Annotated in this window: 12 protein-coding genes; 6 read left to right on the top strand and 6 right to left on the bottom strand. The window is 68.3% G+C overall.

Annotated elements, in window-relative coordinates:
- Positions 1-22: 22 nt before the first annotated feature.
- Positions 23-1702, bottom strand: a complete 1680-nt coding sequence (locus tag J2Y49_RS04730) for an alpha-amylase family protein (RefSeq protein WP_310112796.1) — start codon at positions 1700-1702, stop codon at positions 23-25.
- A gap of 343 nt (positions 1703-2045) precedes the next feature.
- Here J2Y49_RS04730 and J2Y49_RS04725 point away from each other — a divergent pair, with 343 nt between their 5' ends.
- Positions 2046-2264 (top strand): hypothetical protein, encoded by a 219-nt coding sequence (locus J2Y49_RS04725; protein WP_014248193.1) that lies wholly within the window; start codon positions 2046-2048, stop codon positions 2262-2264.
- A 108-nt stretch (positions 2265-2372) separates the two neighbouring features.
- On the opposite strand, the gene oxlT is transcribed toward J2Y49_RS04725, so the two are convergent.
- The 3 genes from oxlT to J2Y49_RS04710 all read right to left on the bottom strand — a co-directional run bounded on the left by oxlT (position 2373) and on the right by J2Y49_RS04710 (position 6335).
- Complete coding sequence (gene oxlT, locus J2Y49_RS04720; RefSeq protein WP_310112795.1) at positions 2373-3716, bottom strand: oxalate/formate MFS antiporter; 1344 nt, start codon at positions 3714-3716, stop codon at positions 2373-2375.
- A gap of 659 nt (positions 3717-4375) precedes the next feature.
- Positions 4376-4936: a 16S rRNA (guanine(966)-N(2))-methyltransferase RsmD gene (gene rsmD / locus J2Y49_RS04715; RefSeq protein ID WP_310112794.1), complete on the bottom strand. Its 561-nt coding sequence runs from the start codon at positions 4934-4936 to the stop codon at positions 4376-4378.
- Positions 4917-6335, bottom strand: coding sequence for a pseudouridine synthase (locus J2Y49_RS04710; RefSeq protein ID WP_310112792.1), 1419 nt, complete (start codon positions 6333-6335; stop codon positions 4917-4919). The genes rsmD and J2Y49_RS04710 overlap by 20 nt, the downstream gene beginning before the upstream one ends.
- Positions 6336-6440: 105 nt before the next feature.
- Between J2Y49_RS04710 and J2Y49_RS04705 the strand changes: the two genes are divergently transcribed.
- Both J2Y49_RS04705 and J2Y49_RS04700 read left to right on the top strand, forming a co-directional pair.
- The gene (locus J2Y49_RS04705; protein ID WP_409017782.1) at positions 6441-6893 is read left to right on the top strand and encodes a nucleoside deaminase; all 453 of its coding nucleotides are present in this window, start codon (positions 6441-6443) and stop codon (positions 6891-6893) included.
- Positions 6894-7147: 254 nt separating this feature from the next.
- A complete protein-coding gene (locus J2Y49_RS04700) occupies positions 7148-8653 on the top strand; it encodes a PAS domain-containing protein (protein WP_310112790.1) in 1506 nt (501 codons plus the stop codon).
- A 295-nt stretch (positions 8654-8948) separates the two neighbouring features.
- Here the strand turns inward: J2Y49_RS04700 and purD are convergent, their stop codons facing one another.
- The gene (gene purD / locus J2Y49_RS04695) at positions 8949-10235 is read right to left on the bottom strand and encodes a phosphoribosylamine--glycine ligase (protein ID WP_310112788.1); all 1287 of its coding nucleotides are present in this window, start codon (positions 10233-10235) and stop codon (positions 8949-8951) included.
- Between the two features lie 73 nt (positions 10236-10308).
- Here purD and xseA point away from each other — a divergent pair, with 73 nt between their 5' ends.
- From xseA to tcuB, 3 genes are all read left to right on the top strand, one after another.
- Positions 10309-11961, top strand: coding sequence for an exodeoxyribonuclease VII large subunit (xseA, locus tag J2Y49_RS04690; protein WP_310112785.1), 1653 nt, complete (start codon positions 10309-10311; stop codon positions 11959-11961).
- 138 nt (positions 11962-12099) lie between these two features.
- On the top strand, positions 12100-13467 hold the full coding sequence (tcuA, locus tag J2Y49_RS04685) for an FAD-dependent tricarballylate dehydrogenase TcuA (protein ID WP_310112783.1): 1368 nt from the start codon (positions 12100-12102) through the stop codon (positions 13465-13467).
- The gene (gene tcuB / locus J2Y49_RS04680) at positions 13454-14599 is read left to right on the top strand and encodes a tricarballylate utilization 4Fe-4S protein TcuB (RefSeq protein WP_310112781.1); all 1146 of its coding nucleotides are present in this window, start codon (positions 13454-13456) and stop codon (positions 14597-14599) included. Before tcuA ends, tcuB begins: the two co-directional genes overlap by 14 nt.
- 32 nt (positions 14600-14631) lie before the next feature.
- Here the strand turns inward: tcuB and pyrC are convergent, their stop codons facing one another.
- Complete coding sequence (pyrC, locus tag J2Y49_RS04675) at positions 14632-15687, bottom strand: dihydroorotase (protein WP_310112779.1); 1056 nt, start codon at positions 15685-15687, stop codon at positions 14632-14634.
- Positions 15688-15813: the final 126 nt, after the last annotated feature.

The raw sequence follows: 15813 nt of genomic DNA, 5'->3' as shown, positions 1-15813 counted from the left end.
TGTCACCCGGCTCCGGCGCCCGTCACTTTTCGGGCTTTTCCTCCGCTTCCGTCCGGCGCAGCAGGTAATCCAGCCCGCCGACGCGGAACCAGCGATAGCCGTAGGCCTCCAGAACCAGATGGTGGCGGCCCTCGCCGTCGGGTTCGCTGTGCTCCTCCGACAGCAGGTTGACCAGCCGGCAGGTCTCGCCGTGGCCCTCCACGTCCAGCACGATCTCGCAGGGCTTGTCCGACAGGTTGTGCAGGACGACCAGGCCGTTGTTGCGCCAGTCATAGCGCAACGCCAGCACCTCCGGCCGGCCGGTCTTCAGGATCTGGAAGTCGCCCCATCCGATCTCGGGGCATTCCTTGCGCATGCGGATGATGCGCTCGGTCCAGTTCAGCATCGATTCCGGGTCGCGGCGCTGCACCGCGGCGTTGACCCGCTCATAACCGAAGACCCCGCCGCTGATCACCGGGATTTCCGGCTCGTCCGACTTGGTGAAGCCGCCATGCGGTTCGTCCGACCATTGCATCGGCGTGCGGGCGCAGTTGCGCTCCGGCAGCGACAGGTCGTCGCCCATGCCGATCTCGTCGCCATAGCGGATGACCGGCGTTCCCGGCAGGGTGAACATCAAGCTGTAGGCCAGTTCGATCCGCCGCCGGTCGTCGTGCAGCATCGGCGCCAGCCGCCGCCGGATGCCGCGGTCGTAAAGCTGCATGCATTTGTCCGGCCCGAAGGCGGCGAAGACGGCCTGGCGCTGCTCATCAGTCAGGCGGCCGAGATCCAGTTCGTCGTGGTTGCGCAGGAAGCAGCCCCATTGCGCGGTGGCCGGGCGCGGCTTCGTCACCTTCAGCGCCTTGATCAACGGGGCCGTATCGGCGGTGGCCAGCGCATAGAACAGGTTCTGGTTGACCTGGAAATTGAACACCATGTGGCACCGGTCGCCATCGCTGCCGAAATACTCCAGATCGTCCTCCGGCAGGATGTTGGCCTCCGCCAGCAGAACGGCATCGCCGCGGCGCCACTGCACGAACTCGCGGAAGCTGCGCAGCATGCCGAACTGTTCGCGAGGCTTGGTCACGTCCGCGCCCTTCTCCGCGATGATGAAGGGAACGGCGTCCATGCGGAAGCCGGCGACGCCCAGTTGGATCCAGAAGCCCATGATCTTCAGCAGCTCGGCATGCACCTCCGGGTGGGCGGTGTTCAGGTCGGGCTGGAATTTGTAGAAGCGGTGGAAGTACCAGGCCTTGGCTTCGCGGTCGTAGGTCCAGGTCGATTCCTGCACGCCGGGAAACACCATGCCGGTGTGGGCATTGTCCGGTTTCTTGTCCGACCAGACATACCAGTCGCGATATTTGCTGTTCGGATCGCTGCGGGCCGCCTTGAACCAGGGATGCTGGTCGGAGGTGTGGTTGATCACCAGATCGATGATCACCCGGATGCCGCGCTGCTCGCAGGCGTGGGTGAATTCCACGAAATCGCCCAGCGTGCCGTATCGCGGATCGACCGTGTAGTAGTCGGCGACGTCATAGCCGTCGTCCTTCATCGGCGAGGTCTGGAACGGCCCCAGCCAAATGCAGGTCACGCCCAGCCCGTGCAGATAGTCCAGCCGGCGCAGCAGCCCCTGGAAATCGCCGATGCCGTCGCCGCTGGCGTCCATGAAGGTCGACAGCGACAAATTGTAGATCACCGCATTCTTGTACCAGAGGTCCCCGATCATGGCCGTTCCGTCCCGCGTCGTGCCGGTGGCGATCGCCGTCCCGATGCGGGATCGACAGGCGGGCAACAGCGGCAAGGCCACTTTGGTTGCGGGGCGGTGTTGCTGAATGGACTGACCGTTTGGGGCAGTAGCACTGCGGCAAAGTTGCAGGTCAGGCAACCGGTATCTGGCATGCAAAACTTTTTGCGATGGTATGCCAGTTTGCTTATGTTGCGTTACAGCATGGCCCTGGCTTGACCGTTGGACCCCATCGTCCGCGACCGATGCTTTTCGGCGTCATGCGCTGTTGACCCTGTCGATACCCCCTCCCTTGGCCCCTGCCTTACGATAAGGATGCCCCGCCATGATCGAGACCCAGGCCCTTCTGTTCCTCGCGCTGACCGGCATGATCGGCCACGCCGTCTACATGGCCAGCGGCCGGGGCGGCTTCACCGTGATCGAGCCGGAGAAGGAAGAGACCGAGGAGGAGACCATCCTGTTCACCTCCGACCGCTTCCAGCAGACGCCCCAGAAGAAGCCCGGGACTGAAAAGGGCGAGGATCGTCCCTTCTGGCTCGAATGACGGACGGACCGGGACCGCTTGTCGCGTCCCCGGCCCGTCGCCTGTCTTTTCTCCTAAGTCGACCCCTCAGGCCGATCCCTTACGCTTGTGCTCTCGGCTGTCGGTTCTTCAGCCGTTGGCGGTACCTGTCGCCACCCCGACCGGGACGCCGCGGGCTGCCTCGCCCTGTTCCTCACGGCGTGCCAGTTCTTCGTTGCGGGCATGGTGGCGGGCCAACATCGGCTTGAGGACCAGCAGCGCACAGGCCGCGGCGGTGAGGTCCATGGTGGCGGTGACGTACAGCACGGTCGCCCAGGTGCCGGTGGCTTCCATCAGCAGGTTGCCCAGCGGGACCAGCAGGGCGGCGACACCCTTGGCGCAGTACAGGACGCCGTAGATCTTGCCGGCATGCTTGGTGCCGAAGGTGTCGGCCGAGGTGGCGCTGAACAGGCTGTACACTTCACCCCAGGCCAGGAAGACCATGCCGCTGAGGATCAGGAACATCATCGGGTCGTGGCCGAACTTGCTGAGCATGATGATGCCCAGGCCTTCCAGGGTGAAGGCGACGAACATGGTCGCCTCACGGCCGATGTGATCCGAGATGAAGCCGAACAGCGGACGGGAGATGCCGTTCATCACGCGGTCCAGCATCAGGGCGAAGGGCAGAGCCGCCATGGTGATGCCCAGGACGCTGACCGGGGCTTCCTTCACGCCCAGATCGTGGGCGATGACGCCCAGCTGGGCCACTGCCATCAGGCCGCCGGTGACGGTGCCGATGAACATCGCCCACATCACCCAGAACACCGGGGTGCGGATGGCTTCGCCCAGCGTATAGTCGCGGCGGGTCTGGGCGACCTTGGTGGAGGCCTTGACGTGCTCCTTCTGCGGCATGCGCAGGAAGAAGGCGGCGGCGATGATGATCGCGCCCTGCAGCAGGCCGAACCAGAAGAAGGTGGTCTGATAGCCGCTGCTGTGGATCATCGCGGAAATCGGCAGGATGGTGAGGGCCGAGCCGGCGCCATAGCCGCCCGCCGTCAGGCCGACCGCCAGACCGCGCTTTTCCGGGAACCACTTCAGCGCGTTGTTGACGCAGGTGGCATAGACGCAGCCGACACCGATGCCGCCGATGGCCGAGCCGACATACAGCATGCTGAGCGAGCCGGCATAGCTGTCGATGACCCAGGACAGGCCGGTGAAGAAGCCGCCGGCGCCGACGATCACGCGGGGGCCGTACTTGTCGATGAAGTAACCCTCGATCGGCGTCAGCCAGGTCTGCACGACGACGAAGATGGTGAAGGCGGTCTGGATCGAAGCGCGCGTCCAGCCGTGGGTCGCCTGGATTTCCGGGACGAACAGCGTCCAGGCGTACTGGATGTTGGCCGCAGCCACCATGCAAACGATGCCGACGACGATCTGCATCCAGCGGACCGTATCGGACACCGGCGCCTGTGCCGCCGCCGGTTGTGAATTCATATGAGCCATCGTGCCTCCCAATGATCTTGCCTGAGCCGGTGGCGCGGCCCCTCTCCCGGGGACCGGCACACCAATCACGATTGCGGAATGACCCGGACGGACCGCTCTTGCTGACGGTTCCATTCCGGAACTCGGCGCGGATGCCGACAATCGCTCGGAGTTCGATTGTCCCGGTTTTGGCATGCCAGATATGTAATCTGGTATGCCAAAACCGGGGACAGAAAGACCCGGACGGACGGTCCGACGCCGTATGCACACGTACTGACCAAGTAAAACTTACACCTCGTGTCGCTCAGAATGTCCGGTCCACATCGGTTCTTGTGTCCGATCACTCGGTGCGACGCACATCCTGTAAAAAGAAGCCGTGCCGGTACCTGCACGGCCCCCTCGAACGAGGGTGTGCAGTCTTAGGAGATAGATAGATGCCGCCGTTTCCATAGAGGAACCGCATCGGCGACACATAATCTTTTACTCGGATTGTTTTGGAACTCAACAGTCCGTTTGGGCTTTCCGCATGATGGAAAAACGCCGGGGACCGCCTTGGAACGTGCGGCGTTCGCCCGACCCGGCCATGGTCCGCGGGCGCGAAAAATGAAACTCGGGCTTGGGAAGGCGAGGCGGGTGGCCGGGCGGGAAAGGAAAACCCGCCCTGGCGGGTATCAGGCCGGGCGGCGGACCGTCAGGAAAGCGACGCGGGTATCGCCGTAGCGGCGTTCATCGACGGCGGTGAAGCCATCGGGCAGAGGCAGGGGATCACGGTCGGCCACCTCGACCACGGCGAGAGCGCCGTCGGCGAGCCAGCCGGCCTTCAGCAACCCGTCCAGCGCCCGCGGCGCCAGATCCTGGCCATAGGGCGGATCGAGAAAGGCCAGCATGCAGGACCGCGGGGCCGGCGGCGGCTTGGTGGCGTCGGCGCGCAGAATCCACGCATTGTCGGTTTCGCGCAGGGCATCGACGTTGGCGCGCACGGCGTCCAGCGCCGGCCGGCCCATGTCGAGGAAACCGCACCAGGCGGCCCCGCGCGACAGGGCCTCCAGCCCCAGCGCACCGGTTCCGCAAAAGGCATCGACGACCGCGGCGCCCTCGAACTCGGGCGCCCAGTCGGCATGGGCCAGGATGTTGAAGATGGCTTGCCGGGTGCGGTCGGTGGTGGGGCGGGTGTCACGCCCGCCCGGCGCCACCAGACTGCGGCCGCGGTGCTTACCGCCGACGATCCGCACGCGGGCGCTCCGTCCGTCCGCCGGCACCGCCGCCCGACCTGTCGCCGGCGCCGCCGGCCTTAGGCCCACCCTTCGGCGCCGGACCGGCGCCCTTCGGACCCGCGGACCTGGAGCCAGCCGATTTCGGACCGGCAAACTTGCTGTCCCTCGGCTTGTCATCCCTAGGCTTCGAATCCCTGGGCTTGGCATCCCGAGACCTTGCGCTCTCGGAGCGGGCGCCCTCGGAACGCGGGCCATCCGTCTTCGCGGCACCCGACTTGAACCCGCCGGGCTTCGCCCCCCGCGGACCGGCAGCACCGGCCGGCTTGGCGGCGTCCCGGCCTTCGGGCTTGCCCGGACGGCCGGGTTTGGCCGCCGCTCCGCCGAGCGACAGGGTGCCGCGCGACGCGGTTCCACGCCGGGCGGGCTTGGTCTCTTCCACGCGGGCGGCTTCGGCCTCGTGCCGCTTGGTGGCGGACCGCGGCGCGCGCTTCGGGGCGGCCTTGGCGTCCGTCTTCGCATCCGCCCTGGCCTCGGCCTTGCCCGCCGGCCGGCCGCCTGACGTCGTCTTCGCCGGAGCGGCCTTCACCGCCGCGTCGGCTCTCGCCTTGGCGCGCTGCTTGGTGCCGGACTCGGTCGTCTCCGCCCCTTCGGGGGTGCCGAAGAAGGGGGCGATCTGTTCGCGGACGACGCGCTTCGGCACCTCCTCGACAGCGCCCTCTTCCAGCTTGCCGAGCTGGAAGGGACCATAGGCGACGCGGATCAGCCGGTTCACCTGGAGCCCCAGCGACTCCATCACCTTGCGGATCTCGCGGTTCTTGCCTTCCTTCAGGCTGACGGTCAGCCAAGCGTTGCGGCCCTGGACGCGGTCGAGCACGGCCTCGATCGGGCCGTACTTCACGCCCTCGATGGTCGGGCCCTTCTCCAGCGCCGCCAGTTGCCTCTCGTCGACCTCGCCGAAGACGCGCACGCGGTAGCGGCGGGTCCAGCCGGTGGCCGGCAGTTCCAGGAAGCGGGCCAGCTCGCCGTCGTTGGTCAGCAGAAGAAGGCCTTCGGTCGTCAGGTCGAGACGGCCGATGGAGACCACGCGCGGCAGGTCGGCCGGCAGCCGGTCGAAAACGGTCTCGCGCCCCTTCTCGTCGCGGGCGGTGGTGACCAGCCCCGACGGCTTGTGGTAGCGCCACAGGCGGGCGGGTTCCGGCTCCGGAATGACCTTGCCGTCGACCTGGACGACATCGCCGGGGTGCACCACGCAGGCGGGGCTGTCGAGCACGCGGCTGTTGACCGCGACGCGGCCCTCGGCGATCCAGCGTTCGGCGTCGCGGCGCGAGCAGAGGCCGGCGCGCGCCAGTCGCTTGGCGATGCGTTCACCGCCATTTGTGGCGGAATCGGATTTCTTGGCAATATCGGAGCGGTCCATGGCCGGACCATAGGGCCTGGACGCGCCGCCCGCAACACGAGTCCGGCACCCGGACACCGGAATCCGGTTGACGCGCCCGGCGAGCGGTTGGCACCCTGCCCGGCCATGCCCTCTCCCCGCCATATGGACCTCGCCTTCGCCGCCGCCGAAGCCGCCGCCGCGCGCGGCGAGGTGCCGGTCGGCGCCGTCGTCGTCGATCCCGCGACGGGCGCCGTTCTCGCCAGCGCCGGCAACCGGACGGAGGAGCTGTGCGACCCGTCGGCCCATGCCGAACTATTGGCGATCCGCGAAGCCTGCGCGCAACGCGGCCAGCCACGCCTGCCCGGCTGCGACCTGTACGTGACGCTGGAGCCCTGCGCGCTGTGCGCTGCGGCGATCAGCTTCGCCCGCATCCGGCGGGTCTATTACGGCGCCTACGATCCGAAGGGCGGCGCGGTGGATCACGGGCCGCGCTTCTTCACTCAGCCCACCTGCCACCACGCGCCTGAGGTCTACAGCGGCATCGGCGAGACGCGGGCGGGCGCGCTGCTGCGTGACTTCTTCAGGGACCGGCGGTAACTCCTCCCCAAGCGACGATCGGTCCGCTGGCACTCCGACCGGGCGCACAATATTGTTTCTGTAGCGCTGCAATATAATTGCTGAATGCCATGTCTATGCAGGCACAATTACCAATGGGCAAGCCTGGATGAAAATCCCAGGCGCTTAACAACCGCCGCTTCTGTTCGTGTAAAAATGATATATTCTGTTAAGTGTTTGTTTAGCGAATATATGCACATGATGGACTGACCGCTTCCAGCCATCAGGAGTTACGAATGTTGTCGTTCCGCAAGCCGCAGGACAATCAGGCGGCCGAAGAGTTGGCCCTGCTGGGCCGCCATGCGGGCGTCGGGCTGTGGGACGCGGTGATCCACAACGGCGATCCGATGCACGCGCAAAGCCAGTGGCACTGGTCGCCGGAGTTCCGCCGGCTCGTCGGCTTCGACCGCGACGACAAGGCGGGCTTCCCCGACAAGGTCGGTTCCTGGGCAGACCGGCTGCATCCGGATGATGCCAAGCCGACCTTCGACGCGTTCATGGCCTGCCTGAACGACCGCAGCGGCCGCACCGGCTATGACGTGAACTACCGGTTGAAGGTGAAGGACGGCAGCTATCGCTGGTTCCGCGCCATCGGCGGCGTCGCCCGCGACGGCAGCGGTCTGGCCCTGCGCGCCTGCGGCTCGCTGATCGACATTGATGCGGAGCGCAGGGAGCTGGAGCGTGCCAAGCTGCTCGACCGCCACGCCGGCGTCGGTCTGTGGGACGCGATCTTCCACAACGGCGATCCGATGCATGCGCAGAGCCGCTGGCACTGGTCGCCGGAGTTCCGCCGTCTCGCCGGTTTCGACCGTGACGACACCATCGGCTTCCCCGAAGGCGTCAATTCCTGGGCCGACCGGCTGCACCCCGACGATGCCAAGGGGACCTTCGACGCCTTCATGGCCTGCCTGAACGACCGCAGCGGCCGCACCGGCTACGACGTCGATTACCGGCTGAAGCTGAAAGACGGCAGCTATCGCTGGTTCCGCGCCATCGGCGGCGTCGCCCGCGACGGCAACGGCCTGGCCTTGCGCGCCTGCGGCTCGCTGATCGACATCGACGGGCAGAAGAAGGCCGAGTTGCGGCAGGCGGAGATGGACGGAGAGCGCCGCCGCAGCGTCACCACCCTTGCCGAATCGCTGGACCGCGAGGTTGGCACTGCCGCCGACCGCGCCACCGCCAACGCGCAGACCGTCGCCGCCGCGACGGAAGAGCTGTCGGCCTCCATCTCCGACATCAGCACCCGCGCCAACGAAGCGTCCGGCGCCTCGCTGAAGGCATCTGAAGAAGCGAGCCGCACCAACGCCGCGGTGGAGGCCCTCGTCACTTCGGCCGAGCGCATCGGCGCCATCACCAAGCTGATCAACAGCATCGCCTCGCAGACCAACCTGCTGGCCCTCAACGCCACCATCGAAGCCGCCCGCGCCGGCGAGGCGGGCCGCGGCTTCGCCGTCGTGGCGAACGAGGTGAAGTCGCTGGCCCAGCAGAGCGGCAGCGCCGCCGACGACATCGCGGCGCAGATCGCCTCGGTCCAGCAGGAGGCGCTGCACGCGGTCGACGCGATCCGCCGCATCGGCACGATCGTCTCCGATGTTCAGCAGATCTCCACCACCATCGCCGCCGCCGTGTCGCAGCAGGAGTCGGCGACCAAGGAGATCGCCCACAGCGTCACCCGCGTCGTCCGCGACATCGAGGTGGTGTCCCAGAACATCGCCAGCGCGTCGGAACGGCTGCGGGCTTGACACCGGCTGATCGTATTTGGGTGTGGTTCACTAAAAACGCCTCTCTCCCCTTGCGGGAGAGGGGTTGGGGTGAGGGGATGCAAACCTCTTCCGCCTTCGGCGAAATACCCCTCATCCCAACCCGCGGGTCGGCAAAACGCCGTTGGCGTTTGGCCGATCCCGCCCCACAAGGGGAGAAGGGCTTTAGAGATGGGGCGGTATCGCTCGAATTTTAAAATACGACAGCGGCAAAGCCTGAAACGGAAACGAAAAAGGGGGCGCATCACTGCGCCCCCTCTTCAGGAAAAGTTGAACTTTAACGCCCCACCGCCCGCCAGCCGATGTCGCGGCGGCAGAAGCCATCCGGCCAGTCCAGCGCGTCGACCGCCTTGTAGGCCGCGGCCTGCGCCTCCGCCACCGTGGGCGCCAGCGCGGTGACGCCCAGCACCCGGCCGCCGACCGACAGCACCCGGCCATCCTCGGACCGCTTGGTGCCGGCATGGAATACCGTCACCTTGTCCACCGCCCCGGCCTTGTCCAGCCCGCGAATCTCGGTGTTCTTGGCGTAGTCGCCGGGATAGCCGTTGGCCGCCATCACCACGCACAGCGCGGTCTGGTCGTGCCAGCGCAGGTCGATGCTGTCCAGCACGCCGTCGGCCGCCGCCACCAGCGCCGCCAGCGCGTCGGACTTCAGCCGCATCATCAGCGTCTGGCATTCCGGGTCGCCGAAGCGGACGTTGAACTCCAGCGTCTTCGGCACCGGGCCGTCCGGCGTCCGCATGATCATCAGGCCGGCGAACAGCACGCCCTTGAACGGCTTGCCTTCCGCCGCCATGCCCTTGACCGTCGGCAGGATGATCTCGCGCATCACGCGGTCCTGCAGGTCAGGCGTCAGCACCGGGGCCGGGGAATAGGCGCCCATGCCGCCGGTGTTGGGGCCGGTGTCGCCGTCGCCGACCGCCTTGTGGTCCTGGGCGGAGGCCAGCGGCAGCGCGTTCTCGCCGTCGCACAGCGCGAAGAAGCTGACCTCCTCGCCGTCCAGGAACTCCTCCACCACCACCTCGGCACCGGCGGCGCCGAAGCGGCCGCCGACCAGGGCGTCGTCGATGGCCTCAAAGGCTTCCTGCTCGGTGCGGGCGACGGTGACGCCCTTGCCGGCGGCCAGACCGTCGGCCTTCACCACGATGGGGGCGCCATGCTTGCGGACATAGGCCTTGGCGGCTTCCGGGTCCTTGAATCGCTCGTAGAAGGCGGTCGGCACCCCGTATTTCGCCAGGATGTCCTTCATGAAGCCCTTGGAACCCTCAAGCTCCGCCGCCGCCGCACTCGGCCCGAAGGCCTTGACGCCCAGCGCCGTCAGCCTGTCCACCAGACCCAGCACCAGCGGGCCTTCCGGGCCGACGACGACGAAGTCGATGGCGTTGTCCTGGACGAAGCGCACCAACGCGTCGACATCCTCCGACCCGATGGGCACCAGGGTGGCGACATCGGCGATGCCGGCATTGCCCGGCGCGCAATACAGCGCGTCGCACAACGGCGAGTTGGAAATGGCCCAGCAGAGCGCGTGCTCACGACCGCCCGATCCGACGACGAGGACTTTCATGGGGTGGCGCTCCTTCCGCCTTGTTGCGAACTGCGCGCCTTGTATCATGGCGGCGTCCCAACTCAAGAGCGCCATGACCTCCGACACCGACTCCCTGCCCCTGATCGCCCCGGAACCGCGCCCCGGCTCCAACCTGCCGGAATTCACCGTCGGCGACCTCGCGCGCCGGCTGAAGCGTAGCATCGAGGAGGAATTCGGCTTCGTCCGCGTCCGCGGCGAGATCAGCCAGCCGAAGAAGCACAGTTCCGGCCACTGCTACATGCGCCTGAAGGACGACACCGCGGTGATCGAGGCGGTGTGCTGGCGCGGCACCATGGCGAAGCTGGCCGTGCGGCCGGAGGAGGGGCTTGAGGTCATCGTCACCGGGCGGATGACGACCTACCCCGGCCGCTCGCAATACCAGCTGATCGTCGAGTCGATGGAACTGGCCGGCGAAGGCGCGCTGCTGAAGATGCTGGAGGAGCGCAAGCGCCGGCTGGCGGCGGAGGGGCTGTTCGACCCCGCCCGCAAGAAGCGCATCCCCTTCCTGCCCGACGTAATCGGCGTCGTCACCTCCCCCACCGGGGCGGTCATCCGCGACATCCTGCACCGGCTGAACGACCGCTTCCCCCGCCATGTCCTGCTGTGGCCGGTCGCCGTCCAGGGCGAGCGCGCGGCGGCCGAGGTGACGGCGGCCATCGAGGGCTTCAACCGCATCCAGCCGGGTGGCCGGGTGCCTCGCCCCGACCTGATCATCGTGGCGCGCGGCGGCGGCTCGCTGGAAGACCTGATGGCCTTCAACGAGGAGAATGTCGTCCGCGCCGCGGCGGCCAGCGCCATCCCGCTGATCTCCGCCGTCGGGCACGAGACCGACACCACCCTGATCGACTTCGCGTCCGACCTACGCGCCCCCACCCCGACTGCCGCGGCGGAGATGGCGGTGCCGGTGCGCGGCGAACTGCTGGCGCAGATCCTCGACGACGAACGCCGCCTGCTCGCCTGCGCCTCGCGCGCGGTGGAGGACCGGCGCAACCGGGTGGAGGGGTTGGCCCGCGGCCTGGGCGACCCCCGCGCCCTGCTGGAAGGCCATGCCCAGCGGTTGGACGACCGGGCCGAACGCCTGAACCTCGCGGCAGCGGCTTTGCTGGAGCGCCGCCGCACCCGTGTCGGCGAACTGGCCGCCAAGCTGCGCCACCCGCGCGAGAAGCTGGCCCAGGCCGGGCAAAAGCTGGCGTCGGAGAGCCGGGCGCTCGACTCAGGCTTGCGGCATGCCCTGACCACCGCCGGCGGGCGGTTCGAGCGCGTCGCCGGCCGGCTGTCGCTGTCCCCGGCGCGGGTGAAGCTGGACGAAGGCAGCCGCCGCGTCGCCGACCTGACGCCGCGCCTCGACCGCAGCTATGCCAAGGGCGTCGCCGACAAGGCGGCCAAGCTGGCGTCGCTGGGGCAACTGCTGGAGAGCTACAGCTACAAGGGCGTGCTGGCCCGTGGCTTCGCCCTGGTCGAGGATCGTGACGGCCGCCCCGTCACCCGTGCAGATCAGGCGACACCGGGTCTGGCGGTCAACATCGTCTTCGCCGATGACGCCAAAGTTGCTGCAACCATCGACGGCGGCGCGCCCAAGGCGGACGGGAAGACCGAGGTGAAGCCGGAGGTGAAGCCGGAGGTGAAGGCAGAACCGAAGCCCGAGCCGAAGCCGGAGAAGAAGGCCAAGCCGCGCGTGGCGCCGGTGCAGGGCACGCTGTTCTGACGGCATCGCCCTGCCGGCCGCTGCCATCTGTCGCAGGCGGCGGCTCTTCCCAGGCGGCAGCCGCCGGGACTAAAGCCATCGGCTTCATAGGCCCGCTCCGGACATGTCCGGGCCAGGCCTTCTCCCGATGGCCGATTCATGACCTCTGCTCCGCGCGACTGCGACGTCCTGGTGATCGGGGGCGGGAATGCAGGACTCTGTGCCGCCATTTCCGCCCGCCGCTCCGGCGCAGCCGTCACCCTGCTGGAGGGGGCACCCAAGGCGTTGCGCGGCGGGAACGCCCGCCATTCCCGCAATTTCCGCGTTATGCATGACGGGCCGACGCCTTGGCTCCAGGGCGGCTATCCGGCGGCGGATTACTGGTCCGACCTGGAGGCGGTGACGGATAGCGCAGCCGACGAGAGGCTGGCGCGCCTGCTGATCGCCGAGTCCGCCGGCATCGTCGATTGGATGGGCAAAAACGGCGTGCGGTTCCAGAGCGGTGCCGACGGCACCCTGCCCTATTCCCGCAAGACCGCCTTCTTCCTCGGCGGCGGCAAGGCGCTGGTGAATGCGCTCTACAACACCGCCGAAGCGCTGGGCATTACCATCCATTACGACAGCGAGGCCTGCGCGCTTCATTTGACGGCCGGGCTGCCCTCCGTCACCGTCCGCCATCCCAAGGCCATGCGGATGATCCGGGCGCGGGCGGTCGTCGTCGCCTCCGGCGGCTTCCAGGCCGACCGCGGCTGGCTGCGCGACCAGTGGGGCGACGCGGCCGACCGCTTCGTGATCCGCGGCACGCCCCATGCGACCGGAGCCATGCTGAAGGCATTGCTGGAAGACGGGGCGCAGCCGGTGGGTGCCGCCGGCCATTGCCACATGGTCGCGGTCGACAGCCGCTCCCCCGGCTTCGACGCCGGCATCGTCACCCGGCTGGACGGAATCGCGCACGGCATCGTGGTGGACCGCGATGGGCGCCGCTTCGCCGACGAGGGCTCCCACACCGGGCCGACTCGCTTCTCGGTCTGGGGGGATCGCGTGGCGCGCTGTCCGGGCGCCGTCGCCTTTTCGATCTTCGACGCGGAGATCGAGACGCGCTTCCGCCCGTCCATCTTCCCCACGATCTGCGCGGACGACATCGGCGAACTGGCGGTGAAGCTGGGCATCGATCCGGCGGCGCTGAAAGCCACGGTGACCGGCTTCAACGCCGCAATCGGCGGCGACGGCTCCGCCATGGGCATCCAGCCGCCAAAGACGCGGCTGGCCGCGCCGATCCGGGTCCCGCCCTTCGGCGCCTACCCGATGGGGGCCGGCGTCACCTCCACCTGTCTCGGCGTGCGGGTCGACGGGCAGGCGCGGGTTCTGCGGGGGGAGGGCGAGGCCATCGACGGTGTCTTCGCCGCAGGCGTCATCATGGCGCCCAACATCCTCGGCCGCGGCTATCTGGCGGGGAGCGCCATGTCCATCGGCGCGGTGTTCGGGCGCATCGCCGGGCGGGAGGCCGCGGCCTATGCCCTGCAGTGAAGACCGCCCGGAGCAGATCGCGGCAGAGGCGCGGCGGGCGCTGGAGATCTGCAACGCCTGCCAATACTGCAACGGCTATTGCGCCGTGTTCCGGGCGCTGAAATCGCGGCGGCACGTGGGGACGGCCGACATGGTCTTCCTGGCGAACCTCTGCCACAACTGCCGGTCCTGCTACCACGCCTGCCAGTATGCCCCACCCCACGCCTTCGCCGTCAACCTGCCGAAGAGCCTCAGCCTGGTCCGGCAGGACTCCTACCGCGACCATGCCTGGCCGCCATTCCTGCGGGGACGGCTGCGCCACACGGGCAAGCCGGTCATCCTCGCCGCCCTGCTGGCGGTTCTGGTCCTCTCGTTTGCAGCGTTCCTGGCGGTTCCGCCGGAAGCGCTGTTCGGACGGCATGCCGGTCCCGGCGCCTTCTACCGGGTGGTGCCGTGGGAGATCATGGCCGGACTGGCCGGGATCGTGATGGTGTGGTCGCTGCTGGCCATCGGCTTCAGCGTCGTCGCCTTCTGGCGCAGCATGGGGCCGGCGCCCTCAGGCGTGCCGCTGCTGCCGGCGGTGCGGGAGACGCTGCGCGATGCCGCCACCCTGCGCAACCTCGGCGGCGGCGGGGCCGGCTGCTTCGTGCGGGATGGCGGCCGGGACGGCGGGCTGTCCCAGGCGCGGCGGCACTGCCACCATGCGCTGTTCTACGGAGTGGCGCTCTGCTTCGCCGCCACCGGCGTCGCCACGCTGTACGACCATCTGCTGGGCAGGCAGGCGCCCTATCCGCTTTTCAGCCTGCCGGTCCTGCTGGGCAGTCTGGGCGGAGCCGGGATGCTGGCCGGCACGGTCGGGCTCGCCCTGCTGAAGCGCCGGGCCGATCCGGGGCCGGTGGCGGCCAGCGTGACCGGCGCCGATTACGCGCTGCTGGTGCTGCTGTTCCTGACGGCGGCCAGCGGATTCGCCCTGCTGGTGCTGCGCGAGACGGCGGCGATGGGACCGGCGCTGCTGGTCCATCTCGGCATCGTGCTCGGCCTGTTCGCGACTCTGCCCTATGGAAAGTTCCTGCACGCCCCGTTCCGCGTCGCCGCCCTGCTGCGGGCGGCGATGGAACGGCAGGCCGAAGCCCGCGACCGGCCCCGCGCCTGAATCAGCGGGAAAGACCGGTGCGGAGCCCTGCCTCAGACCGGGCCGGCGAAGTTCCAGCGCAGGGTCTCGCCGCTGCGGAAGGGCAGCACGGCATCGCCCTCGCTGACCAGGATCAGGTCGGGGGCGACCGACGGGCGGCGCTCCAGCACCACGCGCTCCTCGCTGACCGGCATGTTGTAGAAACGCGGGCCGTTCAGGCTGGCGAAGGCCTCCAGCTTGTCCAGCGCCCCGGCCTCGTCGAAGGCCTCTGCATAGAGTTCCAGCGCATTGGCGGCGGTGAAGCAGCCGGCGCAGCCGCAGGCGGCCTCCTTGGCGGTGACGGTGTGCGGGGCGGTGTCGGTGCCCAGGAAGAAGGGACCCTCGCCGGAAATCGCCGCCTCGACAAGCGCCACCCGGTGCGTCTCGCGCTTGGCGATCGGCAGGCAGTAGAGGTGCGGACGAATGCCGCCCTGGAAGATGTGGCTGCGGTTGATCAGCAGATGGTGCGCGGTGATGGTGGCGCCGATCCGGCCGCTGGCGGCATGTGCCCGCACGAACTGCACCGCATCAGCCGTCGTCACATGCTCCAGCACCACGCGCAGGGTCGGATGACGCTCCAGCAACGGGGCCAGGATGGTGTCGATGAACACCGCCTCGCGGTCGAATATGTCGACCGACTGGTCGGTCACCTCGCCATGGATCAGCAGCGGCATGCCGATTTCCGCCATCCGCTCCAGCACCGGGGCGATGCGGGCGATGTCGGTGACGCCATGGGCGCTGTTGGTGGTGGCGTTGGCCGGGTAGAGCTTGGCGGCGGCGAACACCCCGTCCTTGAAGCCTTGCGCCAGATCGACGGCATCGGTGCCGTCGGTCAGGTAGGCGGTCATCAGCGGGGTGAAGGCGACGCCGTCGGGCAGCGCCGCCAGGATGCGCTCGCGATAGGCCACCGCATCCGCGGCCGTCGCCACCGGCGGCTTCAGGTTCGGCATCACGATGGCGCGGCCGAACTGGCGTGCGGTGAAGGGCAGGACCGCCTTCAGCATGGCGCCGTCGCGCAGGTGAACATGCCAGTCGTCGGGACGGCGGATGACAAGGCGGTCGTTGGGCATGAATCGGGTCCCGGCGCTGGTGTCGAGGGAGGCGGTGAGCTTGGACGACGTTCTATCGCCATCGCCGCCGCATCTCAACAGAGGCGGTCCCCGGGAAGCGCTGCTCCACCCGCCGGCCGGCGTTGG

Origin of the sequence: Azospirillum sp. BE72, assembly GCF_031455875.1 — a bacterium.
Taxonomy (GTDB): Bacteria; Pseudomonadota; Alphaproteobacteria; order Azospirillales; family Azospirillaceae; genus Azospirillum.
This window is presented reverse-complemented; position numbering and strand designations above follow the sequence as displayed.